This is a genomic window from Tatumella sp. JGM130 (genome assembly GCF_018257525.1).
Classification (GTDB): domain Bacteria; phylum Pseudomonadota; class Gammaproteobacteria; order Enterobacterales; family Enterobacteriaceae; genus Tatumella; species Tatumella punctata.
The window spans coordinates 74,385-99,225 of sequence record NZ_JAERJS010000003.1; the positions used below are offsets into that span (position 1 = coordinate 74,385).

At 52.3% G+C, this 24,841-nt stretch carries 23 protein-coding genes and 1 tRNA gene; 9 read left to right on the forward strand and 15 right to left on the reverse strand.

The window, feature by feature from the left end; all coding sequences use genetic code 11:
- Positions 1-11: 11 nt before the first annotated feature.
- Entirely contained in the window at positions 12-986 is a 975-nt protein-coding gene (serB, locus tag JK211_RS02185; protein WP_212707037.1) for a phosphoserine phosphatase, read from the reverse strand.
- A gap of 118 nt (positions 987-1,104) precedes the next feature.
- Here serB and JK211_RS02190 point away from each other — a divergent pair, with 118 nt between their 5' ends.
- On the forward strand, positions 1,105-1,818 hold the full coding sequence (locus JK211_RS02190; RefSeq protein WP_212707038.1) for a YtjB family periplasmic protein: 714 nt from the start codon (positions 1,105-1,107) through the stop codon (positions 1,816-1,818).
- Between the two features lie 118 nt (positions 1,819-1,936).
- Here JK211_RS02190 and yjjG read toward each other — a convergent pair whose 3' ends face one another.
- From yjjG to JK211_RS02205, 3 genes are read right to left on the reverse strand one after another with little or no spacing between them, the layout of a single operon-like run.
- Positions 1,937-2,620: a pyrimidine 5'-nucleotidase gene (gene yjjG, locus JK211_RS02195; protein ID WP_212707039.1), complete on the reverse strand. Its 684-nt coding sequence runs from the start codon at positions 2,618-2,620 to the stop codon at positions 1,937-1,939.
- 27 nt (positions 2,621-2,647) lie between these two features.
- Positions 2,648-3,088, reverse strand: a complete 441-nt coding sequence (gene rimI, locus JK211_RS02200) for a ribosomal protein S18-alanine N-acetyltransferase (RefSeq protein WP_212707040.1) — start codon at positions 3,086-3,088, stop codon at positions 2,648-2,650.
- On the reverse strand, positions 3,060-3,470 hold the full coding sequence (locus JK211_RS02205; RefSeq protein WP_212707041.1) for a DNA polymerase III subunit psi: 411 nt from the start codon (positions 3,468-3,470) through the stop codon (positions 3,060-3,062). The genes rimI and JK211_RS02205 overlap by 29 nt, the downstream gene beginning before the upstream one ends.
- Positions 3,471-3,575: 105 nt before the next feature.
- Between JK211_RS02205 and rsmC the strand changes: the two genes are divergently transcribed.
- Positions 3,576-4,607, forward strand: coding sequence for a 16S rRNA (guanine(1207)-N(2))-methyltransferase RsmC (rsmC, locus tag JK211_RS02210; RefSeq protein ID WP_212707042.1), 1,032 nt, complete (start codon positions 3,576-3,578; stop codon positions 4,605-4,607).
- A 167-nt stretch (positions 4,608-4,774) separates the two neighbouring features.
- A tRNA-Leu gene (locus JK211_RS02215) sits at positions 4,775-4,861 on the forward strand.
- Positions 4,862-4,981: 120 nt separating this feature from the next.
- Here the strand turns inward: JK211_RS02215 and JK211_RS02220 are convergent.
- Positions 4,982-5,266: a DUF1435 domain-containing protein gene (locus JK211_RS02220; protein ID WP_212707043.1), complete on the reverse strand. Its 285-nt coding sequence runs from the start codon at positions 5,264-5,266 to the stop codon at positions 4,982-4,984.
- A gap of 188 nt (positions 5,267-5,454) precedes the next feature.
- On the opposite strand from JK211_RS02220, the gene JK211_RS02225 reads away from it, so the two are divergent.
- Positions 5,455-5,913 carry a YbaK/EbsC family protein gene (locus tag JK211_RS02225; RefSeq protein ID WP_212707044.1) on the forward strand — a complete coding sequence of 153 codons (459 nt, stop codon included), beginning with the start codon at positions 5,455-5,457 and terminating at the stop codon, positions 5,911-5,913.
- A gap of 32 nt (positions 5,914-5,945) precedes the next feature.
- On the opposite strand, the gene JK211_RS02230 is transcribed toward JK211_RS02225, so the two are convergent.
- From JK211_RS02230 to JK211_RS02240, 3 genes are all read right to left on the reverse strand, one after another.
- On the reverse strand, positions 5,946-6,932 hold the full coding sequence (locus tag JK211_RS02230; RefSeq protein WP_212707045.1) for a nucleoside hydrolase: 987 nt from the start codon (positions 6,930-6,932) through the stop codon (positions 5,946-5,948).
- Positions 6,933-6,977: 45 nt separating this feature from the next.
- On the reverse strand, positions 6,978-7,988 hold the full coding sequence (locus tag JK211_RS02235) for a LacI family DNA-binding transcriptional regulator (protein ID WP_212707046.1): 1,011 nt from the start codon (positions 7,986-7,988) through the stop codon (positions 6,978-6,980).
- 70 nt (positions 7,989-8,058) lie between these two features.
- Positions 8,059-9,423 carry an MFS transporter gene (locus JK211_RS02240; protein WP_212707047.1) on the reverse strand — a complete coding sequence of 455 codons (1,365 nt, stop codon included), beginning with the start codon at positions 9,421-9,423 and terminating at the stop codon, positions 8,059-8,061.
- 578 nt (positions 9,424-10,001) lie between these two features.
- Between JK211_RS02240 and opgB the strand changes: the two genes are divergently transcribed.
- A complete protein-coding gene (opgB, locus tag JK211_RS02245) occupies positions 10,002-12,317 on the forward strand; it encodes a phosphatidylglycerol--membrane-oligosaccharide glycerophosphotransferase (protein WP_212707048.1) in 2,316 nt (771 codons plus the stop codon).
- A 62-nt stretch (positions 12,318-12,379) separates the two neighbouring features.
- On the opposite strand, the gene JK211_RS02250 is transcribed toward opgB, so the two are convergent.
- Positions 12,380-12,796, reverse strand: coding sequence for an RcnB family protein (locus tag JK211_RS02250; RefSeq protein ID WP_249213013.1), 417 nt, complete (start codon positions 12,794-12,796; stop codon positions 12,380-12,382).
- A 665-nt stretch (positions 12,797-13,461) separates the two neighbouring features.
- On the opposite strand from JK211_RS02250, the gene JK211_RS02255 reads away from it, so the two are divergent.
- Entirely contained in the window at positions 13,462-13,758 is a 297-nt protein-coding gene (locus JK211_RS02255) for a hypothetical protein (protein WP_212707049.1), read from the forward strand.
- Positions 13,759-14,098: 340 nt separating this feature from the next.
- Here JK211_RS02255 and JK211_RS02260 read toward each other — a convergent pair whose 3' ends face one another.
- Both JK211_RS02260 and JK211_RS02265 read right to left on the reverse strand, forming a co-directional pair.
- The gene (locus JK211_RS02260; protein ID WP_212707050.1) at positions 14,099-15,400 is read right to left on the reverse strand and encodes an LLM class flavin-dependent oxidoreductase; all 1,302 of its coding nucleotides are present in this window, start codon (positions 15,398-15,400) and stop codon (positions 14,099-14,101) included.
- A gap of 40 nt (positions 15,401-15,440) precedes the next feature.
- Positions 15,441-16,511: an iron-containing alcohol dehydrogenase family protein gene (locus JK211_RS02265; RefSeq protein WP_212707051.1), complete on the reverse strand. Its 1,071-nt coding sequence runs from the start codon at positions 16,509-16,511 to the stop codon at positions 15,441-15,443.
- A 251-nt stretch (positions 16,512-16,762) separates the two neighbouring features.
- Between JK211_RS02265 and JK211_RS02270 the strand changes: the two genes are divergently transcribed.
- The 3 genes from JK211_RS02270 to JK211_RS02280 are packed head-to-tail and all read left to right on the forward strand — an operon-like array spanning position 16,763 to position 19,794.
- Complete coding sequence (locus tag JK211_RS02270) at positions 16,763-17,305, forward strand: GNAT family N-acetyltransferase (RefSeq protein WP_212707052.1); 543 nt, start codon at positions 16,763-16,765, stop codon at positions 17,303-17,305.
- 12 nt (positions 17,306-17,317) lie between these two features.
- Entirely contained in the window at positions 17,318-18,469 is a 1,152-nt protein-coding gene (locus JK211_RS02275) for an amidohydrolase (protein WP_212707053.1), read from the forward strand.
- On the forward strand, positions 18,469-19,794 hold the full coding sequence (locus JK211_RS02280; RefSeq protein ID WP_212707054.1) for an MmgE/PrpD family protein: 1,326 nt from the start codon (positions 18,469-18,471) through the stop codon (positions 19,792-19,794). Before JK211_RS02275 ends, JK211_RS02280 begins: the two co-directional genes overlap by 1 nt.
- Positions 19,795-19,828: 34 nt before the next feature.
- Here the strand turns inward: JK211_RS02280 and JK211_RS02285 are convergent, their stop codons facing one another.
- Genes JK211_RS02285 through JK211_RS02300 form a run of 4 tightly spaced genes read right to left on the reverse strand, consistent with a single transcriptional unit; the run spans position 19,829 to position 24,678 of the window.
- Positions 19,829-22,123 carry a molybdopterin-dependent oxidoreductase gene (locus tag JK211_RS02285; protein ID WP_212707055.1) on the reverse strand — a complete coding sequence of 765 codons (2,295 nt, stop codon included), beginning with the start codon at positions 22,121-22,123 and terminating at the stop codon, positions 19,829-19,831.
- Between the two features lie 26 nt (positions 22,124-22,149).
- The gene (locus tag JK211_RS02290) at positions 22,150-22,911 is read right to left on the reverse strand and encodes an amino acid ABC transporter ATP-binding protein (RefSeq protein WP_212707056.1); all 762 of its coding nucleotides are present in this window, start codon (positions 22,909-22,911) and stop codon (positions 22,150-22,152) included.
- Positions 22,904-23,824, reverse strand: a complete 921-nt coding sequence (locus JK211_RS02295) for an amino acid ABC transporter permease (protein WP_212707057.1) — start codon at positions 23,822-23,824, stop codon at positions 22,904-22,906. Before JK211_RS02295 ends, JK211_RS02290 begins: the two co-directional genes overlap by 8 nt.
- A complete protein-coding gene (locus JK211_RS02300) occupies positions 23,821-24,678 on the reverse strand; it encodes an ABC transporter substrate-binding protein (RefSeq protein WP_371734571.1) in 858 nt (285 codons plus the stop codon). The genes JK211_RS02295 and JK211_RS02300 overlap by 4 nt, the downstream gene beginning before the upstream one ends.
- Positions 24,679-24,841 lie beyond the last annotated feature (163 nt).

Genomic DNA, 24,841 nt, shown 5'->3' on the forward strand with positions numbered 1-24,841 from the left:
TCCTCAGCTTATTAATGTTCACGGATCAGGCCACCGCTCAGAATACAGAGTACTCCGGTCAGAGAGGCATTATGGATAGTGACACTGGCTTTCTCATTAACCTTCGGTTTGGCATGGTAAGCAATCCCCAGCCCGGCAGCCTTCATCATCAGTAAATCGTTAGCACCGTCACCGATAGCCACAGTCTGCTGCTTAGGTATATCAAAGCGCGTGGCCAGTTTTTCCAGAGTTACCGCTTTATATTTAGCATCGACAACCGGGCCGGTTACATTGCCGGTCAGGCGACCATCAAAAATTTCCAGTTCATTGGCGGCCACTGCCACCAGGTCCAGCTGGTCACGCAGATAATCGGCAAAAAAAGTGAATCCCCCGGAAGCAATGGCGACTTTCCAGCCATAAGACTGTAATTCAGCCACCATCGAACGCAAACCCGCCATAAAGGGCAATTCATCACGGACCTGTTTCAGGATGGTTGCATCAGCGCCTTTCAGAGCGGCAACCCTCTGCCGCAGACTGGCTTCGAAGTCCAGCTCGCCGCGCATTGCCCGCTCTGTGACTTCAGCCACCTGTTCACCACAGCCTGCCAGTTTGGCAATTTCATCAATACATTCGATCTCGATCGCAGTCGAATCCATATCCATGACCAGCAAACCGGGGGTTTTCAGGTGCGGAAGTGATCCCAGCGGCACCACATCCAGACCAGACTCATGGGCCAGTTTACTGGCTCTTGGCGTCAGGGAGCCGGCAAGGCGTATCACCTGAAAATCATCAATGGTCCAGCCACTGACAATAACCATTGCAGCACCCAGCCGGTGCTGATAATCCGTCAGACGCTGTTTATCCAGCCCCTGTCCGTAAAGTAACCAGCCAGTGCTTCCGGCACGGTAATCCAGCGGCATAACTTCATCGCCACTGAGAGATAAAGGCAGACCCGGCCATTGCGCAACATCGGCAGGCAGATCACACCAGGTAAGACGGTTTGGCATCAGAGCTCCTGTAGGGGACAACAAAACCACGCAAGAGGCTACCCCGAGTGCGGCTATTCTGGCAACATAAACCATAAGTCATTACGATTATTCGCGTCAGGAATGAGACACGCCGCCCATGGCAAAACAGAAAATAAAGTTTACGCTGCACCGCACGCTGATCACTCTTGCCTGTCTGGCCTTGCTGGTATTACTGATGCAGGGGGCCTCATGGTTTAGCCTGAATCGCCAGAAAGTTCAGTCAACACAAGTTGAAGAACTGGCTAATACTCTGGCGCGGCAGGTGGCTTTTAGTCTGCAGCCTCTGCTGGGTGACAGTAATAATCGTCAAAACCAGATTGATGCTGTTTTACAGCAACTGACTACCGGCAGCAGGATACTCGATGCTTCGGTCTACGATCCCAGCGGAGCACTTATCGCCCATCGTGGGGAAACAATTCCGGTAAGAGACCGTCTGGCACTTGATGGCCAGCGGGCTGGCAGTTATTTCAATCACCAGATAGTACAACCGGTAGAGGGAAAAAATGGTCCGCAGGGATTTCTGAGAATGACGCTGGATACTCATGTACTGGCCACCGAGTCACGGCAGGTTGATAACACCACCAATATTCTGCGCCTGATGATGCTGCTTTCGCTGGCTATCGGGCTGGTGCTCAGCCGGACATTACTCAGAAACCGGCGCAGCCACTGGCAGCAGTCGCCATTCCTGCTCACAGCCAGCCAGCCGGTCGCGGCTGAGCCGGAAGACGATGACAACCCGCCGGCAAAAAAAACCGCCGGCAAACCACGGCGTGCGGCGAAAAACAAAAAAAGACGACGGGCTTCACGTTAATCCTGCCGTCATTATCTGTACTGTGATATCCGGCGGGTCAGGTTATCGGACAGCCGGCGCTGACTGAAACCAGTAATCTGCACCTGACCAGCCACTGCCGCAAAACAGTGGCTGTATGTTAGCCGGCGGCCAGAAGCGCCTGCAGCGCCGCCAGATCCCTGACCTGCCAGTCAGGCCGCAGGGTCGCAGGCAGGCTGCGGGTGCCATGATCCAGCCAGCAGGTTTTCAGACCGGCATTAATCCCTCCGAGAATATCAGACTCGGGGGTATCTCCCACCATCAGCACTCTGTCGGCGGGCGGATTTCCCAGTTGTTGCAGGGTGTAATCAAAAATAGCCCGATCAGGTTTGGCAATCCCCAGTTGTTCGGAAATGACCAGTGCATCAAAGTAATCACTGAAGCCGGTTCGCTCCAGCCTGAGTTGCTGTAACCGGGTAAAACCGTTGGTAATAATCGCCAGCCGGACTTTGCCTTTCAGGCTATCCAGCAACTGTTCTGCGCCGGGTAACGGCCTGCAGATATCGGCCATCGCCAGCAGAAAACTATCATTCAGCTGTTCCGGTCTGACATTCAGTCGTGCAGCCAGAGGGATAAAGCGCTGCACCTGTAATTGTGCCGCAGTAATTTTACCTTCCTGGTAATCAACCCATAGTGGCTTATTCAGGGCCTGATATTCAGCATAATCCTCAGCTGAAAATTCCGCACCACAGGCAGTGAACACTTGCTGTAAACCGTGAAAAGCGTCAAAAGAAAAGAGGGTTTCATCAGCATCAAAAATAATGCAATCCAGTGTATCCAGCATCGGGGCTCCGCCAGCAATAGAATCAGGTTACAGTACCAGTGCCATCAGGAGTGCATCCTCACGGCCGGTCGCTGTCGGGTAGTAACGTGGTCTGCGTGAGACCTGATTGAAGCCCAGCTGTTCATAGAGTGCTATCGCCGGCAGGTTCGATTCTCTGACTTCAAGCCAGAGGGTCAGAACACCGCGGGCCGCTAACTCATTGATCAGATGTTCCAGCAATTGCCGCGCATAACCACGCCGCTGGAAGTCAGGATCAACCGCAATATTAAACAATGAAGCTTCATCCAGTACGATCTGGGTAATGGCAAAACCGGCCATTTTACCGTCAGCATCGATACGATAGTTCAGGTAGCGTTCACCCTGATTACCGGCAAAGGTTGCCGCCGACCAGGGAAAAGCATGACAGCGCTGCTCAATTGCCAGCGCCAGCACCTGGTCTTCAGGCGCGAGGGAAGAAATGACTGTCATAAGTTGTTATCTGTTGCCACAGGGTGCGTTTAGCCGCACTGTTATTAATAAGTTCACTCAGCGGGGGGGTGGCTAATTGTACCGCTGCATACTGTCGGTCCGCCGGAATCCCCAGCAGCCATACCGGGCAGTTCAATGGCTCCGGCAGCATCGATAACTGTCGTTCGCTGACCGTCACTGACTGATGTTGCCGTAGCCCCAGGCTGCGAAGCACATCCTGCAGAAAACCCGTCGCCGATGGCTGCGGGTCGGCGGTAACGATCACCAGCCGGGTATCAGGGGATAAGCGCACAGCGACTTCTCCCTGTAATGCCCTCGGGTGATGGAGCCGGTACTGGGTAATACCCATCTGCTGTAACAGCCAGTCACGCCTGTTTGCCATAAATGATGTCCGCCGGTAAGAAGATTACGCGCCTATGCTAGCAAACCCATCGTACATGCGCCAACAAACCACTATAATCACCGGGCTTAAGAATAAGGAGTTAATATGTCCGCGTATACACCGGCGAGTGAAGTCATACTGCGCCACAGTGAAGAGTTCGAAACCCGCCATGTTTTATTTGCCGGGGACCTGCAGGACGACCTGCCGTCACAGTTACTGACCGCATCCCGCAAAGTACATACCCAGCAATATCATCACTGGCAAAATCTGCACCCGCGGATGGGTGACGATGCCAGTTTCAGCCTGGTAGCTGATACCCGTATGGTCAGCGGCTGTGACACTCTGGTGTATTACTGGCCAAAAAACAAACCGGAAGCCCAGTTTCAGCTGCAAAACCTGTTATCCCTGCTACCCGTGGGCAGCGATATTTTTATCATCGGTGAAAACCGCAGCGGAGTGCGCAGCGCCGAAGCCATGCTGGCTCCCTGGGCTGCGGTCACGAAAATAGACAGCGCCCGCCGTTGCGGCTTATATCACGGTCGCCTCGAAAAACAGCCGGAATTCGATGCCGACCGTTTTATTAACCACTACCAGAGCAATGGGCTGACCATTACCACATTGCCCGGAGTATTCAGTCGTGATGGTCTGGATGCAGGCAGTGCGTTATTACTGTCCACACTCAGCGCCCATACCAAAGGCAAAGTACTGGATGTCGGCTGCGGTGCAGGCGTACTATCCGTGACCCTGGCCAAACATTCACCGAAAGCCCGTCTCTGGCTGACCGATGTTAATGCCGCAGCATTAGCGGCCAGCAAATTAACCCTGGCCGCCAATGACGTGGAAGGGGAAGTCTTTGCCAGCAACGTCTTTTCTGATGTTACCGGTCGCTTCGATATGATTATTTCGAACCCGCCGTTTCATGAAGGACTGCAAACCAGCCTTGATGCCGCAAACGCATTAATCCGGGGTGCGGCCAGGCATCTGAATACCGGTGGCGAATTACGGATCGTGGCAAATGCCTTTTTACCTTACCCTCAGGTACTGGATGAAACGTTCGGCAACCATGAAGTACTGGCCCAGACCGGCCGTTTCCGCGTTTACCGCAGTGTTTACGGGCGTGGCAGCCGGGCAAAGTAACCGCTGATTACGGTTAATGGTGCTGACGCCGGCTCACTGCCCGGCAACTTCCTGCCGGTTTTTACAGCAAATGCACCCCCGCCAACGAAATATCAGTTGACGCGGGGTGGAAAATCTCTAAAATGCGCCTCCGTGGTGACAATACAGTTTAGCTGTGTTGACGGTATGCGAAGGTGGCGGAATTGGTAGACGCGCTAGCTTCAGGTGTTAGTGTCTTAACGGACGTGAGGGTTCAAGTCCCTCTCTTCGCACCACGTTGTCTTCATATTTCTCTCCGGTGATTAATCTTCCTTAGTGCTTTGTCTCTGAATACAGTCCCCTTTAGCGGTTGTTCTGCAAGTGATGCTCCCTGAATTATTTTTTCATCATTCAGCCTATGTCAGTTGAAAATTTACCATCATGGCCGCCAGACCGCCGGATAAAACCAGGCAGGAAGGTAACAGTAAATAATGGCGTAAACGATGATGGAACAGCATCACCAGTGTAAGTAACAATGCAGCCAGCATAATCGTTTGCCATTGATCAAACCCCGGCTGCCATAGAGCAAACACCGGTAAGGCAATACAAGGCAGTAAAATTCCCCACCCGCTGTCCAGCCGTTTTCCCATCATCCAGCTGAACATCCATAACGACCCTGAAGCCAGCATTGCAACTTCCATTGAACCGTCCTCAAATGATAATGATTTTCACTATCATATGTTAACTATTGTCATTTTCCAGTTTTTTTACGCCTTCCGGATAAAAAATCCTTTTTTTTATTGTCCTCGGTCTGAATTTTTCCTGTCACCGTTTACAGTGTTAGCGGCTTATGGCAATTTTTAATACTGTAAAATTCCCGGAGAAAAACATGAGTCTGCAGTCGGTACAGGCGTTCTTTGCTGAACACGCCCCTGATATTGAGGTGATTGAAGCCACGGAAAGCACCGCAACCGTCGATATGGCAGCACAGGTTCACGGAGTCAGTGCCGGCCAGATAGCCAAAACCCTGTCGCTGAAAGTAAAACAGAATATCGTCTTAATTGTGATGCGCGGAGATGCTCGGCTGGATAATAAAAAACTGAAAGATGCGCTCGGTGCTAAAGCGCGCATGCTGAGTGTTGACGAAGTGATTAATGCCACCGGCCATCCGGTGGGGGGCGTGTGTCCTTTCGGACTGGAAAACCCATTAACTGTCTACTGTGATGTCTCGTTGCAGGCATTTGATGAAGTCATGCCTGCCGCCGGGGCCACCCACAGCGCCGTCAGAATTTCACCGCAGCGTATGGCAGAACTGACTAATGCGCGCTGGATTGATGTCTGTCAGTAACCCGTCAGCTGGCAGATAGTCCGGCAATATGATCAGCCGGTACCACGGTTTAGTGCCTGAGTCAGAAGATCCAGTAAACGCTGATTATTCACCGATGTCAGTATCGATACCGCTGCACCGGCATTCTCTGCAATCCCGACCGGGACCCTGAGCGGCGGCTGGTAACGCCAGCTCATTCCGCGGGTAATACCGGGCCGTAATTCGATACCGGCCCGAAAATCAGCAACAGTTGCCACCTGAGGGTCCAGCAGCCATGCCACCACCAGTGCATCATGGATCCAGCACCCCGGCAGCTGGCGGGTAATCATCGAATACTCAATCCACGGTGCCATCGTATCGCGAATAAATACAGCCAGAGGTGTTCCGCTCGCCGTCATCTGTATAAGATCTTCCGGTGTCAGCAGGGTATTTACAGTGACATCCATAGGGACCAGCGTCACTTTGGCCCCGCAGTTAATCACCACGGATGCCGCTTCAGGATCAAGGCCAAAATTAGTGTCCTTGATATAGTCATCCAGACAAAATACGCCGCCCATCACCACAATTTCGGCAACATCCTCAGCCAGTTGCGGATAACGGAGTAACGCTTCAGCAATATTGGTCAGGGGACCAAGTGCCAGCAGGGTAATACTGCCGGGATTTGCACAAATCAGCTCTGCCATCTGCTGTACAGCATGTCCTTCACTGTCAGACATGACGGCCGGCTGGCGGGTATTTTCCCATAAGTGCCCAAGAGACAGGCTGTTCACCCGTTCATCCAGTTGCTGTCGCCACGCTGCGGCCGGTTCATACAAGGCACAACCGGCTCCGTGATAAACAGGCACAGACAATCCGCAACGATCCAGCAAGTCCCTGACGACCCGCGCCCCTGTTTTGCAAGGCGTGTTGCCACTGACCGTAGTAATCATCTCAACCTGCAATGCCGGAGATCCCAGAGCCAGCGCCAGCGCCAGCCCGTCATCAGTATTCGCTCCGGCAATCCCATTACCGGGGTCACAATCGATAATAATACGTTTCATTTATGCTTTTTTTTATACCGGTTAACTAACAGACCAGGGTGAATTTTACAGGACACAGCCGCAGGAGCGGCCTGTTTGCAGAAAGTACTGACTCTCCGTCAGCCCTCCTCCTCCCTGCCATTCTCTGAGTATTTTTAACGCCGAACTCGCGATACTGGCTATCGGTTGCCGGACACAAGTCAGTGAAGGCTGATGATAAGCCGCCTGATCTGTACCATTAAAACAGACCAGTGCCAGATCATCCGGCACATTAATCCCCTGCTCAGCCAGAGCCCGCAGGCAGCCTATCGCCATGGGTTCATTACAGACAAACAACGCATCCGGATACTGCTTTTCTGCCAGTAACTGACGTGCGGCCAGGTAACCACCTTCACGGGTATAATCGGCAGGCACTATCCAGGAATCGTTAACCGGTAACCGGTAACTGTCCATCGCGTCCCGCCAGCCAGCCAGCCGGTCGCGGGTATTCAGCATCGACAGGGGGCCGCTGATAACACCGACCCGCTGATAGCCATGGCTCAGCAGGTGCAGGGTAACATCCTTTGCGGCGCGGCGTTCATCTACCCGTAATACAGCTATCCCCGCGGCCGGACTGACCCCATCCAGCATCACTACCGGTGTGCCATGCTGGCGAATCAGATCACTGTACGGGTGGCGGTCGACGCTGATATAAATCAGTCCGTCTGTCTGCCGGTTCAGTAAACTCAGTACCACTTCTCGCTCCTGCTGGCTGCTGTCACCTGAGTCACCGAGCAGCATCACATGACCATATTTCATCGACTCTTGTAATAACTCATGGGCCAGCGCGGCAACGAACGGATTCGCGATATTCGGTACTATCGCCCCAAAGGTCCGGGTGGTCCCTGAAGCCAGTGCCCGGGCAATCCCGTTCGGTTGATAACCGGTGTCCTTAATCGCCTGCAGTACCCGCTGTCGGGTTGCTTCAGCGACCGGACGCGGACCATCATTAACAACATAGCTGACCACCGCCACTGAGGTGCCTGCCAGGCGTGCCACCTCTTCGCGGGTAACTCTTCGGTTTGCGCGCGGTTGCATCGGTTTATTTCCTGTGGTGATTCCGGCAGCAGCTCGCCGCCGGAGATCGTTATTCCCTGAGAGAAGCGGGTTAAATGGCGTCTTCAGGTAAGTTCAAATCCCTGCCACGGGTTTCCGGTGAGATAAAAGTGGTAAAGAAACCGATGGCAGCCATCAGCGAGAAGTAGACGGCAATCGCCCACCAGTTTCCGTAATAAGATAATAATGCTGCTGCGACCAGCGGGGCGGTTCCTCCGGAGATAATCGACCCCAGCTCTTTAGCTACCGCCATTTTGCTATAGCGATGCGCCACCCCGAATAACTCTACCCCCCAGGCCGCCTGCACACCAAAAATCCCCAGTGAGGCCAGCCCCATACCGGTCACTATGGTAGCAATCACTATCCACGGCTGATGAGTGTCCAGCAGAGTAAACGCCGGCCAGGCATAAACCATCAGTAACAGACAAAATACACGATAAACGTTACGACGCCCATAACGGTCAGATAGCCAGCCCGCCAGTGGGATCACCAGAAAACCGAGCAATGAGGCAATAAAAACTGCCGTCGTCGGTACCGATTTATCCATCATCAGAACTTTAGCCACATAGCCGACCATAAACCCCTGGGCCAGATAAGAAGGGCCATTCTCGCCAATCCTCAGCCCGACCATCACCCAGAACGCCTTGCCCGGACGACAGAGAGAGCTGCTGCCGGCTTCTGCATCCTGACGCCCCTGCTGACGTTCTGCCTGCAGTTGTTTCATCCGTTTTTCAAATACCGGGGTTTCACGTACCGAACGCCGCATCCAGAGGGCCCCCAGGGCTATCACAACGCTGGACAGAAAAGGAATACGCCATCCCCAGCTTAGCAGGCTTTGGTGATCAAGCTGCACCACCAGTAACCAGACCAGAGAAGCCAGTAACGTTCCGCTGTTAGAACCCAGCGCGATTACCGATGATACCAGCCCGCGTCGTTTTACCGGGGCATATTCTCCCAGCATAACCGTGCCTCCGGATAACTCTGCTCCGGCGCCAAAACCCTGAGTAAAACGCAGTATGACCAGAAAGGCCGGAGCCCATAGACCGATGGTATGGTAGTCAGGGATCAGCCCAATCAGCGTCGTGGATAATCCCATCAGCACAATAGTTATCACCATCACATACTTACGGCCGCGCCTGTCACCGAGCCAGCCGAAAAACAGGGCACCAATCGGTCTGGCAATAAAGCCGACCGACCAGGTAGCAAAACTGGATAACAGTGCCAGCGCCGGGGTCACTTCCGGAAAGAAAACATCACCGAAAATAATCCCTGCGGCCAGCCCATATAAGGCAAAATCGGCGTATTCCATCGCGGTGCCAAGCCAGCAGGAAAAGGTGGCACGCCAGAAGTCCTGACGTTGTCCGGGGGTTTCAAACTCAGACTGAGGGTGGGTATTACCCGATTGAGGTTTTATCATGGAAAAATCACTTCCTGTAAGGGGTTTCAGGTACCGCCATTCCGTGGCGCTGAAAAGCAGGAGACACCTGCAGCAAAACAGCTGCATCTGGTGGCTGATGCATCAGAAGACATTCCCTGGTATTGGAATATTCACTTGTTAAATTTCGTCTTAACTGACTGATTTTTAATATTACAAGTGCAACTGAACTACCGGTAACAGCCGCTTCATGCAGGTATTCCCCCGCCGCAAAGTGTATCTACGCGCGTAGATAAAGCAATAAAAAAACCACATTACACAAATTGTGTTTTATAATGTCTGCCGGTAACCATAATTTACAATATACAAATTAATCAGTTAGTTACAGTCATCACTTCGCGGAAAAAGTTACCGGGCAATCATATTGTCACCGGTGATCGCATCAGAAACATATCGTAAAGATATGTCATGAATATGACAGTATTGCAGGTGATTGCACAGGGATTAACTGTCAGCTTCGCGAGCTGCTTCGCAAAATTAGCCGGTTAATACCACGGATACGGAAAACAGAGCCGTGCTGTTACGCCAGCAACTGATTTATTTTTCTGGAGAATACCCTGGTGTCAGTCATTGTCTCATGCGGGCTGTTTATCAGCTCGGTACTGTTATATGCACGTAAAGCCGGACGACATCGCCTGTGGCTTGTCATTATGCTGGCACTGCTGATCAGCTTTCTGTTGCTAAACGCAGTATTATTCGCCAGCGATTATTTCACCGGCAATGGCATTACTGACGCGGTGGTCTATACGCTGACCAGTAATCTGACCGGTGCCGGAACCGCAAAATATATGCTGCCCGCAGCCGGACTACTTACCCTGATGGTTGCATTTTTTGTCGCCCTCGGCTGGTTCCTGCGAAAAAAAGATCATCAGCACCATCTGGGCTGGACCCTTGCGGCCTGCCTGCTGGCGACCTTTTCGATTAAGACCAGCCCTGCCTACCATCAGGTAAAAGCACTGATATCTTCACATTCGGCACAGGACACCTCAGACTTTGATGATTATTTTAAAGTCCCTGCAGCGAAGATAGACAACCCCTCACTTAACCTGGTGTATATCTACGCCGAGAGTCTGGAGCGAACTTATTTCGATACACAGGCATTTCCCGGCCTGGCCCCCGACCTTGAACAACAAATGCATTCCGCGATTGATTTTACCCGTACCGAACAATTACCCGGCACCGATTACACTATTGCCGGGATGGTCGCTTCACAGTGCGGCATTCCGTTATTCGCGCCCTTTGAAGGGAATGCCGCCGCATCATTATCCAGTTTTTACCCTCAGAACCTTTGCCTCGGGGATATCCTGAAAAACTCAGGGTATCAGAACTGGTTTATCCAGGGGGCTGATCTGCGCTTTGGCGGAAAAGATGTTTTCCTGAAGTCTCATGGTTTCGATGCTCAGCACCTTCAGGGATCTGAAGAATTAGCCCCGCAGGTTGCCGACCCTCAGTACCGTAATAACTGGGGATTTTATGACGATACGGTGCTGGATAAAGTATTTGATAAATACCAGCAATTATCACAGCAAAAACAACCCTTTGCTTTATTCGCACTGACCGTAGATACCCATCATCCCGACGGTTTCATTTCTGCAACCTGCCGGAATAAAAGCTACTCTTACGAGGGGAAAAATAACCTTTCGTTCAGCGCCGTTGCCTGTTCTCAGGAACATATTGCCCGGCTTATTGACCGGATAAAAAGCTCTCCGTGGTTTAAAAATACGCTGATTGTGGTCGGTTCAGATCACCTGGCAATGAATAACACCGCGTACCGCTATCTGATCAAACATCCGCGTCACGATACCTTTTTTATCATCCGCGGCGATCAGCCACAGCCTGTGACCATTAACCGTAAACGTAATACGATGGATAATGGCGCAACCGTTCTGGATATTCTGGGTAGCGATAATTTTATCGGTCTGGGCCGCAGCAGCCTGTCAGGGACCTCGTTATCAGAAATTTTCAGCCATCTGACGGATAAAATTACCCAGTGGAAACCGGATATTATCCGCTTGTGGAATTTTCCACGGCGTATTGAGCAGTTCAGTGTCGATCAGCAAAAAAACACCCTGAGCTTTTCCGGCTCAGTCTTCCGCCTGCCGGTATTAGTGAAAGTCGATAACGATAAAGTGGAACCTATTCCGGAAGGAGTTTATGCGGAAACCTTAACCGCCCGGCTGAGAAAGTTTGCGGCCGATGACAAATTCGTCTGGATAGATAAATGTTATAAAGCCGGCCGGCTGTGGGCGCCTGAACTGGCACTGTCAGACTCACTCTGTTACACCCTCGGACAGCCCGGGGGCCAGCCAAAAATTACCCGCATAGACACTCTGAAGTATCAGGGGAATGTCGTCTTTCCTCCGGAGGTTATCTCACAGGAGAATTACCGCCAGATACAACAACGTCTGAAGATTGCGGATAATGATATTCGTTACCCGTCAGACAGTTTCCTGTTTTACCTGCCCGGAGCGCCCCGCACAGTGGAAGGCTTTAGCGGATTATCCCGTAACGAAAACTGGGGACGCTGGTCGAATGCTAATCTGGCCCCGGTAGTGACGATAACCTACAACTCGCCCCTGCCTGATAAATTTACGCTGAATATTGTCGCGAAGGCCTATGGCCCGAACATCGGTAAACCGGTTTCTGTACAGGCCGGTGATGAACAGCACTCTTTTATACCGACGGCCACACTGGCTGATTATCAGCTGCGCTTTGAACGGCAGAAAGGAAGCCGGACACTGATCATCACCCCGCCCCGGCCGACGGAAAGTATGCTGGATAATATTATTGGTCAGGACCCAAGAAAACTGGGAACGGGATTGCAGTCACTGCAAATTATCCCTGATGAAGATCAGGTTGCCGCAGCACCACACTGAGCTGGCACAGAGGACACTGACTGCAGGCCTGTACGGCCTGTCAGTATCCTCCGCAGCCGGCGTTAGCGGTAAATAATATCGCCAGAGAAAATCCGCAAAATTTTTCCATCGGCATCCGCAATCAGCACATAATCGCCACCAAAATAGGTCCAGTGGCTGTCAGCTGCAGGTGCCGGTATCTTTCTTAGCTGCCATTTGCTGATATTGTAGTTCTGTGTGCGGTACAGCGGAGGAATAATATCCCCGATCTTGTAATGGCGGAAATCACCAAATACTGAACTTCTCTCCAGCGGATCAGCAAATTTCTTCACCGGAGCTTCCGTCTGCACCGGCGCTTCGACGGGAGCCGCTGCCGGTTCATTGGCTGCAACCGTCGTCACAGGTGCCTGAGATGTTTCCTTCGGCGCCGTCTGACACCCGCTTAATAAACTCACTGACATCAGGATGGCTGATGAGGCCAAAACTAACGGCTTACGCATAATTACTCCCTAACAAAGATTCCCCGTCACCGACAGGACAGGAAAAAATAATTGTGCTGCGATTGAGCACTGTTTTATCAGCCAGTCAGCAGAACAGCATCAATATACCTTTTCTGCTACTGGTCTGTGAAAGCATTTCCCGAAGGACGATTAATCCTGCCTTCGCGATGGAAAATACACCATACTGCCCCTGAATTACAGAGCAGTAACCGGAAACAGAGTTCTCTGTGGCTGGCAGAGCAGGCGCTGTGGGCCGGTCACTGAGCTATTTACGCCTTTCAGCCAGCTTGCGATAGTGACTGCCTGTATAAAATAGCATAACTGATCATGCATCACTTGCTTAATAATTACGGACAGTTTTACTTTAGCGTAAAAAATTATTACCCTGTCAGAGTCAGTTATAATTCTTCCGTTAATATTTACACTGATAAAAAACTTAAATGAATTATTCTCACCACTCTGCACCCTTACCATTTTTTAATGTGACTCAAATCACAAACACCTTACAGGCTCATTAATGGTTCCATTACTAATGTGTATATTCTTGCCCGTGCCCCGGCAGAATTATTTATTTTTACTTTAAGTCAGAAATAAAATCGTCAGATTAATGGCCGGAACACTGAAGGGAAATCATGTCACTTACGATATAAACAGGGAGTCAGAAAATGAAAGAACTGAGCGTGATTGAAACTGCGAACGTCTCCGGTGCCGGAGGAATTGTCGATGGTGATATGACCGGCGCATTCTGGGGTTCTATCCTTGGTGCGATTGACGGTTTTGGTACCGGTGCAGCAGTGGGTGGTAAATACGGTGGTGCCGGCGGCTGGATCGTTGGCGGTATCGCACAGCTGGTTGGACTGACAGCCTCTGCCGTGGGTGCCGGTATCGGTGGTTATATGTATGGTGGGTTATTGGGCTACGAAAAAGCACAGGCTTATATTGAAACCTATAGAAGAATGTAATCACTGACCATCGTGTTTAAAAGAGAGTAATTATTTTTACTCTCTTTTAAATTATGCATACTAAAAAAACCGTCAATAACACCTCAGAGTAAACATCAAATAAAATATCAAAACCAGTGCCGGGCACGCATAAAAATATTATTTACCTTACACGCAATCCCCGGGGTATCATTTATTTATGACTTAAATGAAATGTATTAAGGATATTGTTATAGAATATATAATATTCTTAAAAACACCCGCTATTAACATCATTCTGGTCGGTCAGCAGCAGTGGCAAGGTAATGGCTGCTGACAGGGCGTGGCTCTCAGACCACCACGCCCCTGTGAACACTCGCTCTTAAACTACCGGTAATCCGAGGTTTTCACGCAGGGTGGCAAACTCATAATCTTCATGGAATAAACCACGGCGACGCAGTTCCGGGATCACCAGCTCGATAAACAGGTCCAGCTGCTCAGGCATAATGGCCGGCATAACATTAAAGCCATCTGCCCCGCCCTGCTCCAGCCACCGCTGGAAGTCATCGGCAATATCTTCTGCCGTTCCGACAATCACCCGATGCCCGCGCGATCCGGCAGCAATGGCCGCCAGCTCACGCAGAGTCAGATTTTCGCGTTTCGCCATATCGGTCATCAGTCTGACGCGGCTCTGATTACCTTCTCCCAGCGGAACCTCTGGTACCGGCCCGTCCAGCGGGTAATCCGACAGGTCGATCCCAAAACGTAGTGAAAGCTGACGTAACCCGTTATCAATATCCACCAGGGTATTCAGTTCTTTCCACAGGGCTTTCGCCTGTTCACGGGTACGGCCAACAATTGGCATCACCCCTGGCATAATCACCACATGATCGGGATTACGTCCGGCGGCAATGACCTGATCTTTCTGAGAGCGATAAAAAGTCTGCGCTTCTTCCAGGCTGGCTGCCGCAGTAAATACAACCTCGGCTGTTTCCGCGGCCAGTTTCTGACCATCTGCCGATGATCCGGCTTCGATAATCACCGGACGCCCCTGAGGAGAACGGGTAATATTTAAAGGACCCTGTACCTGGAAATGTTCGCCCTGATGGTTAATCGGCTGGATCTTATCATCCACAAAATAACGGCCGCTGACCGGATCCGGTTGTACAGCACCCTCTTCCCAGCCCGCCCATAATTTATCAGCAACTTCCAGGAATTCACGGGCACGGCCATAACGTTCCGCATGGTTTGGCATATCTTCCCGGCTGAAGTTACGCGCGACATCCGCAGAGAAAGATGTCACCACATTCCATGCGGCGCGGCCACGACTGATATGGTCCAGAGAAGAAAAACTACGGGCCAGAGTAAAGGGATCACTGAATGTTGTGGATGCTGTCGCCGCCAGGCCAATACGCCGGGTATTTACCGCCAGCGCAGATAACATCGTCAGGGGTTCAAGACGCGCCATGGTTGATGGTAAACGGTACATACTGGTTGCCAGCGCATCACCGACAAAAAACAGATCAAAAGTGCCGGCTTCCGCTTTTTTAGCCAGGCTGATTAACCAGTCAATGTCCGTCGGTGAGCCGAGGTTTTCGGTCAATCGCCAGCCACTGACATGATGTCCCACCGGCTGGACAAAAAGGCCAAGACGGAGGCGACGCTGATTCTTTGAACTGTCCATTTATTATTCCTGTTTGTTGCAAAATCACCGTACAACGGTGTTAAAAAAGAGTATCGGCAAGGGTAAATGCTTTTTCCAGTGCGGCAGGCGAAATATCGAACGGCAGCATTGCCGCACTCTGTGGCGGGAAGCGAACCGCACCGGCAATCGCCCGTATGACCTCAGCCCGTTCACCAGCCAGATTAGGTAATCTGAGAGGTGAATCATAACGTTGTAATAATGCCAGCAGCCCGCTATCGGCTTTGCCGTTATTTTCCATCAGAGATTGTATCAGCAGGCAGAATCCGACTTTTTCCCCGTGCAGCCAGTGGTGCAGTTCAGGCTGATGGGTAAGCCGGTTGTGAATCGCATGGGCAAAGCCCGGAGTCGCCAGGGTATCGCGGACACTGTTAGACAATCCGGCAAACACAATATTTGCTTCAATCACTTTAATCAGTGCCGGGGTGACTTTACCGGCCTGATTATCTGCAATTGCCTGGTCAGCATATTCCGTGAAAATATCCAGTGCCTGTCGGGCCGGCAGCATTTTTAATTGCAAAGATAAATTATCAGGGTTATTACGCTGATAGGGACGAAATTCAAACAGCTTCGCCAGTGCATCCACCATCCCTGCTTTCAGATAACGCACATCAGAGCGGGCAATAACCTCGCTGTCTACCAGTACCATTTCCGGCATGGCCGGTAACAGCTGGCTGCGCAGGTGTCCGCCCTGTGCATCATAAATAATACTGACCGGCGACCATGCGGCACAGGTCGCTGCCAGGGTTGGCATATTTACCACCTTCACCGCCGGTAGTTGCGCTCCGGCAGCTTTAGCCGCATCCATCACCCGTCCGCCGCCAATCGCCAGTAACAGCCCGGCCCCCTGAGCAACGATATTTTGTTGCAGGGTCTCTATTGCCTGCTGTGTACACTCACCCGCCAGGTATTCCAGCTGCCAGCGAATACCATGCTGCTCAAGACTCTGGCTAAGCTGTGGATTCACCGCCTGCCAGGCGGTCGGAGAGGTAAAGATACGAATATCCGCAGCAAAAGGCTGCAAATAACTTCCGGTCCGGGCACACAGGCCGGGCTGTTGAAAATAGCCATTCGGAGACTTGATCGCTAGCACAAAATCACCCTGATCAATAAAATGCAGACCATAATAATATGATGGTTAATACGCTGAAATATCCCTGACAGGGACCGAGCGGAGATGCAATATATACTACGACAACTGACTTTTTACGCAATGAAAAGCCGTTACCTGAAGCTGCCAAATTGGAATTAGCATATATTTTTTTTATATATAGACGGTTATTACTTTACTGATAATCTTTATCCGGCACACTTTATTATTATTTCACAACGCCGGAAAATATCATGAGCCTTACTTTCCGTCAGGTCAGAGACGATGAGGTGGATAACTATCTGACACTGGTACTGGCGGCATATGCCCCGACAAAATCCATGGGTATTCATTTTGATGCCGCCACTACCACCCGCGAAAAAGCCCTGCTGCATCTGAAAAATCATGGCGTTTACGGCCTGTATAATCAGGATACGATGGTCGCTTCCGTCACCATCCGTTATCCATGGGGTCCTTTGCCGGGCCCTTTTGGCTTGCCTCATATTGGCTGGTTCGCCGCACATCCTGATTACCCCGGACAACAATATGGCCGCAAAATACAGCAGTTACTGGAGCAGGAGATACTGATCGGCCAATTGCGGGCTCCGGCCGTTTCATTAGGAACAGCAATCAATCATCCGTGGCTGAAAGAGATGTATCAGAAACGCGGTTTTGTGCCAATACACACTGCCGATTTAGGCAAAGGCCATATCACGCTCTATATGAAAAAAATCCTTGATGAGACGGCCCATCAACGCTGGCTGGCACGTCAGTCACCTGCTGAAGGCAACCAATAACAGGAAAAAAATATGACAGAGATCACTGATACTCCTTTTGCTGAACGTCTTATTGCTTTTCGCCATGAATTGCATCGTTTTCCTGAACTTTCTCACCAGGAATTTGAAACCACCGCACGCATCAGAGCCCAGCTGGAGCAATACCAGATCCGTATTCTGGATTTACCACTGAATACCGGGCTGGTTGCCGAAGTCGGCCAGCCGGACGGTCCGTTGGTGGTATTGCGATCTGATATTGATGCACTGCCTATCGAAGAACAGTCGGGGGTAGAGTATCGCTCACAGAACCCGGGGGTGATGCATGCCTGTGGCCACGATTTTCACAGTACTGCAGCGCTGGGAGCGGCAATACTGTTAAAAAATAATGAATCACATCTTAAAGGACGGGTCAGAATCCTGTTTCAGGCCGCCGAAGAAACCGGCCTCGGCGCGCCGGATGTGATTAACACAGGGGCACTGAAACAGGCATTTGCAATTTTTGGCCTGCATAATGATCCGACCCTGCCAGCAGGCGTGATTGGCAGTAAAGCAGGAGCGCTGACCGCCTCAGTGGATCGTTTCAGTATCACCATTAAAGGTACCGGCAGCCATGCAGCCCGCCCCCACGAAGGTAATGACCCGATAATCATCGCCGGTCAGCTGGTCGGGGCCCTGCAGACACTGATCAGCCGGAACGCACCTTCAGCAGATAACGCTGTCGTTTCAATTACCCAGATACACAGCGGCAGCACCTGGAATGTGATCCCTGATAATGCCTGGCTGGAAGGAACCGTCCGTACCTTCTCACCGGCAACACGCCAGCTCATCGAAAACCGTTTCCGCACTCTGCTCGCCGGGTTTGGTCATGCTTTTGACGCCGACATTACCCTCGACTGGCAGGCCGGTCCGCCTTCGGTCATAAATGATGCCCGCTGGGCTGATTTTGCGCTGCAACAGGCTTCAGACAGTGGTTTTGAGGCAAGGGTCGTCGAAGCCAGCCCGATAGGTGAAGACTTTGCTTTTTACCAGCAACAGCTGCCCGGAGCATTTGTCATGGTCGGTACCGGACAGCAATATGCTCTGCATCATCCGGCATTTCGGATTAACGATGATGTACTGCTGCCAACCTCCCGTTATCTGGCCAGCCTGGCAGAAAATGCCCTGAAACAGCAGGAAACGGCCTGATGGACGTCACCCGACAACTGGCCGATTTGATAGTAAACAGCCAGCCCGATGAGCAGGCGCGGCAGAATGCCCGCCGCGGAGTGGCTGATTTTATCGCTGTCAGCTGGCCATTATTACGCCATCAGGTGCCAGACTCCGGCCTGCCGGTCCTGAAACAGTTGTTCCCGGAACAGACCATCGCCCACCGCGCCTTATTGCTCGGATATGCCGGTCATGCGCTGGATTTTGATGATTTCCATGCGGATTTTCGCGGGCATCCGACCACAGTGATCCTGCCAGCATTACTGGCATGGTGCAGTTTTCATCCCTGTGATGATATCGGACATTTTCTGGATGCTTATATCATCGGTACAGAAACCGCAGGGCGGATCGGCCTGGCAGCAACACAACAACATTACACCCGCGGTTACCATAATACGGCGACGCTGGGTACTCTCGCTGCCGCTGCGGCACTGGCGCGGCTGACCCGTGCCAGTGTGTCTGAAACGGCTGTTTTGCTGGGTATGGCCGCCACCCAGGCCAGTGGTTTAAGAGCTCAGTTTGGTTCAGCGGTTAAACCCCTGCATGCCGGGTTGGCCGCAGAGCGGGCAGTACAGGCCGTCCGGCTGGCTCTGGCTGGATTTTCCGGACAACCACAAGGCGTTATCGAGGCTTTTCTGGCCGCCAGCAACGATGGCGCGTCAGCCACCGAAAAACTGACCGCACACTGGGGGACACCGTGGCGAATCACAGAGCCAGGACTGGAGTTTAAACCCTTCGCCACCTGTAGCGGTACACACAGCACCGCCGAAGCCACCCGCCTGCTGCGCCGTCGATGGCAGGCAGAACATGGTGCTGTCGACGGGCTGCTGAACGCGATTGACCATATACAGGTTTCTTTCCCTCCGGGGGGCGACATTGCTGCATCGGTACGCCATCCGCAAACAGGGATCGAAGCCCGTTTCAGCCTCGAATATGTTATCGCCGCGATGTTGCTGTATGACGATTTGCGGATGGCCGACTTTGCTGAAGGTCCGGTAAACCCGGAGATTATGCCATTAGCCAGTAAAGTCAGCCGTGTTGCCGATGAACATGCGCCTGCAGATGCCCTGAATCCGGCACTGCGTTTCCATGAAGTCAGCCTGTTGCTGCGTGATGGCCGCCGGCTCAGTCAGCGCAGAACCCGGCAACAGTCACTGGCCGCCCCGGTGGACGTGCGGGAAAAGCTTCTGCGTGCCCTGCAGCCGGAACAGAAACAACTCCGCGAAAGGCTGGCCGGCGATTGCCAGCTGACAGACAGCGGGCAACTGCAACGACTGACTGAAGCCCTGTTTTCAGCGACCTAAACCGCGATCGCCTGAGTTAATACTCAGGCGCCTGTCAGGCATCCGCTTCCGGCGGAATAAACGCCTGTACTGGCGGTAAATCACCCCTGAATTTCTTTATTTTCACCACGGTGATTTGCCCGGTGCAGCCCTGTGCCAGCGAAGATGTTCCGGCATCCCGGGTCAGTACATTCGGGTTACCATGCCGGCACAGCGGCCTTTCTGCCAGAGGATCTTCAGGATCATACCAGGCACCGGTCGGCAGTTGTATCACCCCCTGACGGATCTGACGGCTGAGACTGACGCTGGCCAGCGCCCTGCCCCGATCATTGTACAGCTCAATAATATCGCCCTCACCAATACCGGCAGCCTGTGCATCCTCCGGATGCAGGCAACACACCTCACGATCCTGCCGTTTACTGCGCTGGCTGTAATTGCCAAAATCCAGCTGGCTATGTAACCGGGTGGCTGGCTGATTAGCAATCAGCCAGTATGACTCTCCCGCCACAGCCTGTTCTGTCGGAGGTAGCCATACCGGATGGCCCGGGCAATCTGCATAGCCGAAACCGGCAATCGTTTCCGAGAAGATCTCGATTCTGCCACTCGGGGTCGGTAACGGTGATCGCCGGGGATCCTGACGAAATGCTTTCATCATCAGGCCACTTTCCGTGTGCTGAGGCAGCTGCAGCACTCCCTGACGGCGGAATGTGTCGTAATCCGGCAGACTAGCCTGTAACTCAGCCAGCTTCCCCTGTAACTGCCGGTACATGGATTGCAACCATTGTCTGGCTGTGCGTCCTTCAGTAAATTCCTGTTCTCTGCCGAGGGCCCTGGCCAGTTCGGTGAAAATTGTAAAATCATCCCGTGCCAGACCCGCGGGCTCAGCCACCGGCTCCATCGCAAACAGATGCCGGTCGGTCGGTGCCCCGCCGATATCCTCCCGTTCCAGCGTCATGGTGGCAGGCAGTACGATATCGGCATGTCTGGCGGTCGCCGTCCAGGCCGTTTCATGGACAATCAGTGTATCCGGCTGACAAAATGCACGCCGTAACCGTGCCAAATCCTGATGATGGTGGAAAGGATTGCCGCCCGCCCAGTACACCAGCCGGATATGCGGATACCTCAGGCGGCGGCCATTGTAATCAAAATGCTCTCCCGGCTGCAGCAGCATATCGGCAATTTTTGCCACCGGGATAAAACGGTCAATACCGTTACGTCCCTGGGGCAACGAAGGAAAACTGACGCGGTTAAACAATTTACCATAGTGCCCGAGCGCCCCCAGTGCATAAGTAAATCCGCCGCCCGGTAATCCGGGTTGCCCCAGCGCCGCCGCCAGCACCAATGCGAGCCAGACAGGTTGTTCCCCGTGTTCAGAACGCTGCAAGGCATGAGCCACAGTCACCAGCACCCGCCGGTGAGGTAACGCCTCCGCCAGGGTCCTGATTTGTGCGGCACTGACACCACAGATCTCTGCCGCCCAGCAGGCATCACGTACCACGCCATCTTCATCGCCACGGAGATAGGCAACCATCTGTGGCCAGCCAGTACAGTAGCTGGCCAGAAAATCTTCATCCGTCAGTTGTCGTTCAATCAATACCGACAGTAAACCAAGGATAAAAGCCGCATCAGTACCGGGAATAATCGACAGCCACTCACCGGCCGCTTCAGCCGGTAAATCACTGGCCAGCGGGCTGACGGAAATAAAACGCGTCCCCCGGGCAGCCGCCTGCTGCATAAAACTACGTTCCGTGTGTTCACTGATACCGCCGCTGGCAACCTGTGAATTTTTCAGAGCCAGGCCGCCGAAAGCCAGCACAATATCGCTGTTTGCCGAAATTTCCTGCCAGCTGACACCCCGGCGGGCAATTTCATCCATCGGCCCGACAATATGGGGCAACAAAACGGCAGCAGATCCGGAACTGTAACTGTTTACCGAACGGACATAACCGCCGAGCGTCGTATTCAGAAAACGATGCACCTGGCTCTGGGCATGGTGAAAACGACCGGCACTCGACCAGCCGTAAGAGCCGCCGAATACTGCCTCCGGCCCGTATGCTGAATTTACCCGCCGCAGTTCACCACTGACCAGTGCAATCGCCTCTGGCCAGCTGACGGGCAGATATTCATCATTCCCCCGTCGGGTATCTGCCCCCGGCCCTTGCTCCAGCCAGCCGCGGCGTATCATCGGCCGGGTGACACGCACCGGATGAGTTAACGCATTGGTAAAATTGCCCAGTAACGGGCTGGGATCGGGATCACCGGCAAACGGGGTTATACTGACGTTGTCTTGCTGAAGTTCTGCCTGAAAAGCACCCCAGTGGGCACTGTGCATTTTTTGGGATGAGGACATTATTCCGCCACTAAAAAAAACGGTGCTTAAAGCACCGTTGCAACAAACTCACGTACCCGTCCGTTTTGCGGATCATCCAGTACCTGCTGAACAGGCCCGGCTGCCACAATATTGCCTGATTCCATAAACACAATGTTATCAGCAACCTCACGGGCAAATCCGATTTCATGGGTCACGATAACCATAGTGATCCCTGAATGGGCCAGTTGTTTAATCACCTGTAAAACTTCACCTACCAGCTCAGGATCCAGCGCCGAAGTGGGTTCGTCAAACAGCATAACCCCGGGATTCATCGCCAGTGCTCTGGCAATCGCTACCCGCTGTTGCTGCCCGCCGGACAGGTTTTGCGGCCACTCGTTTTCACGACCAGCCAGCCCTACCTGTTTCAGCAGTTCCCGTGCACGGGTAATACTTTCCTGACGGCCCTGTTTTCTGACCCGCATCGGTGCATCAATGATGTTTTGCAATACCGTCCGGTGAGGGAACAGATTAAACTGCTGGAACACCATCCCGATATCACGTCGTTGTCTGGCGACCTCACGGCTCCCCAATTCATACAATGCATGACCTTTCTGATGGTATCCCACCAGCTCATCGCCCACACGGATAGTACCGCCATCCAGTTTTTCCAGATGATTAATGCACCGCAGCAGTGTCGACTTACCTGACCCGGAAGGACCAAGGATCACTGTCACTGACCCGGCCGGAATATCCAGGTCCACCTGATCCAGAATAGTATTTCCGGAGAAACGTTTGGTGACTTTACGTAAATAAATCGCTTCAGCCATGGGACTCTCCTGCAGATCCTTTACCCGTCAGACGTGATAATACCCTGAACAGCGCTGGCGGCTCACGCCGTCCCACCCCGCGGGAAAAATAACGTTCAACATAGTACTGACCAACAGATAACACAGAAGTCATCAGTAAGTACCACAGCGTTGCGACCAGCAATAGCGGGATGACTTCATAGGTCCGCTGATAAATAATCTGAGCAGAAAATAGTACATCCTGCAGAGAAATCACCGATACCACAGCCGTAGTTTTCAGCTGACCAATTACTTCATTACCGGCCGGAGGCAGAATAGCGCGCATCGCCTGTGGCAGCACCGTATAACGAAAGATTTGTGCCGGACGATAGCCCAGTGCACGTGCGGCTTCAATTTGCCCGTTACTGACACTCTGGATCCCCGCACGTACAATCTCAGCTGCATAGGCGGACTGATGCATCACCAGCGCAATCACTGCAGCGGTGAACGGACTGATCAGGGTGTTGGACTGTACGCTCCACAGTTCGCCCACTCCCGGCAGGGAAAACGACAGTGTCGGATACAGGGCTGCAATGTTATACCAGAGGAATAACTGAACCAGCATCGGCACCCCGCGGAAAAACCAGGTATAAGCCCAGCTCACCGTCGACAACACGGGATTAGACGATAAACGCATCAGTGCCAGCAGAGTACCGAAGAAGAAGCCCAGCACCACTGAAATCACCGTCAGATGCAGGGTCATTAACACCCCCTGCAAAATCGATGCTTCAGTGAAGTTATCGGCGATTACCTGCCATTCAAAGCGCGGGTTATTAACCATTGACTGGACAATACCCGCCACACATAGCAACACCACCAGTGCACTCAGCCAGCGGCCATAATAACGTTTACCGACAATTCTCAATTCATCTGTCGGTGCAGTGACGGGTTTCATTTAAAGATCTCGTCATTACGAAGTGACTGTTTCACTGCACCAAAGCCAATCCCCCAGTGGTCGAGGATTTTCTGGTAAGAACCATCTTTGATCAGGGAGTTAAGCGCTGCCTGTACCGCAGGCTCTAAAGGTGAGTCTTTCGGGAATGCGACCGATACCGGCGCATCATTTACCGTCAGTACGCCACTGATGGTCGCCGGTTTAATTTGTTTCACCTGCCAGATCAGACCTTCATACGGGCCAAGGAACATTGGCACCCGCCCGCTGACTACCGCCTGTACACCTGCCGGGCGATCAGGGAATACGGCGACCTGAATCGGTTTTTTACCCGCGGCCTGACAGGCTTTACTGGCGTCTTCCAGTCGCGTTACCTGGGTCGTTCCGGCGCCGGCTCCGACCTGACTGCCACACAGGGCATCAAATGAGGTAAACGGGGTAATACCGGAAGACTTGAGAGAAATAACGCCTAATTTACTGGCATCATAATAGCTGACAAAATCGACCAGTTTCAGTCGTATTTTTGTCGCATTGATATTTGATAAGGCGACATCATAACGACCGGTTTTCAGCCCCGGGATAATGTTGTCGAATCCGCCACTGTCACGCCACTGTACTTTAATACCAAGGCGCTCACCGACGGCATTCATCACGTCGATTTCACGGCCAGCCAGTGTTTTATTATCCGTTTCAAAAAAAGTGGTTGGCGGCGTATTAGGGTTGGTTGCCGCCACAATATAACCACGCTTCGCAATATCTGCCGGTAACAGTTTACTGAGCGCCGGATCAGCCTGTACCTGTAATGAACTATGAGTAGGGACAGACAGATCGGCGGCACTGACACTGGTGACACTCAGTGCTGAAACAACCAAAGCTATGCCTTTTAAAAATACGTTCACCGGAATTGTTCTCCTGGTTAGCTGCAAAAATTTCCCGAACGGGAATAAAAGAAAAACGCCAGGCACCAGGCTTCGCGTTAGATAACATGGGTTATATACCCTGTGTAGCTTTAAAAACTCA

Excerpts from the sequence above, each read along its gene's own strand:
- rimI (WP_212707040.1), bottom strand. The coding sequence starts at position 3,088 with ATGACAGTCATTTCTTCCCTCGCGCCTGAAGACCAGGTGCTGGCGCTG.
- JK211_RS02225 (WP_212707044.1), top strand. The coding sequence starts at position 5,455 with ATGAGTCTGCAGTCGGTACAGGCGTTCTTTGCTGAACACGCCCCTGAT.
- rsmC (WP_212707042.1), top strand. The coding sequence starts at position 3,576 with ATGTCCGCGTATACACCGGCGAGTGAAGTCATACTGCGCCACAGTGAA.
- yjjG (WP_212707039.1), bottom strand. The coding sequence starts at position 2,620 with ATGCTGGATACACTGGATTGCATTATTTTTGATGCTGATGAAACCCTC.
- JK211_RS02250 (WP_249213013.1), bottom strand. The coding sequence starts at position 12,796 with ATGCGTAAGCCGTTAGTTTTGGCCTCATCAGCCATCCTGATGTCAGTG.
- JK211_RS02260 (WP_212707050.1), bottom strand. The coding sequence starts at position 15,400 with ATGGACAGTTCAAAGAATCAGCGTCGCCTCCGTCTTGGCCTTTTTGTC.
- JK211_RS02295 (WP_212707057.1), bottom strand. The coding sequence starts at position 23,824 with ATGAAACCCGTCACTGCACCGACAGATGAATTGAGAATTGTCGGTAAA.
- JK211_RS02255 (WP_212707049.1), top strand. The coding sequence starts at position 13,462 with ATGAAAGAACTGAGCGTGATTGAAACTGCGAACGTCTCCGGTGCCGGA.
- JK211_RS02220 (WP_212707043.1), bottom strand. The coding sequence starts at position 5,266 with ATGGAAGTTGCAATGCTGGCTTCAGGGTCGTTATGGATGTTCAGCTGG.
- JK211_RS02230 (WP_212707045.1), bottom strand. The coding sequence starts at position 6,932 with ATGAAACGTATTATTATCGATTGTGACCCCGGTAATGGGATTGCCGGA.
- JK211_RS02190 (WP_212707038.1), top strand. The coding sequence starts at position 1,105 with ATGGCAAAACAGAAAATAAAGTTTACGCTGCACCGCACGCTGATCACT.
- JK211_RS02205 (WP_212707041.1), bottom strand. The coding sequence starts at position 3,470 with ATGGCAAACAGGCGTGACTGGCTGTTACAGCAGATGGGTATTACCCAG.
- JK211_RS02240 (WP_212707047.1), bottom strand. The coding sequence starts at position 9,423 with ATGATAAAACCTCAATCGGGTAATACCCACCCTCAGTCTGAGTTTGAA.
- JK211_RS02275 (WP_212707053.1), top strand. The coding sequence starts at position 17,318 with ATGACAGAGATCACTGATACTCCTTTTGCTGAACGTCTTATTGCTTTT.
- JK211_RS02235 (WP_212707046.1), bottom strand. The coding sequence starts at position 7,988 with ATGCAACCGCGCGCAAACCGAAGAGTTACCCGCGAAGAGGTGGCACGC.
- JK211_RS02270 (WP_212707052.1), top strand. The coding sequence starts at position 16,763 with ATGAGCCTTACTTTCCGTCAGGTCAGAGACGATGAGGTGGATAACTAT.
- serB (WP_212707037.1), bottom strand. The coding sequence starts at position 986 with ATGCCAAACCGTCTTACCTGGTGTGATCTGCCTGCCGATGTTGCGCAA.
- JK211_RS02290 (WP_212707056.1), bottom strand. The coding sequence starts at position 22,911 with ATGGCTGAAGCGATTTATTTACGTAAAGTCACCAAACGTTTCTCCGGA.
- JK211_RS02280 (WP_212707054.1), top strand. The coding sequence starts at position 18,469 with ATGGACGTCACCCGACAACTGGCCGATTTGATAGTAAACAGCCAGCCC.
- JK211_RS02285 (WP_212707055.1), bottom strand. The coding sequence starts at position 22,123 with ATGTCCTCATCCCAAAAAATGCACAGTGCCCACTGGGGTGCTTTTCAG.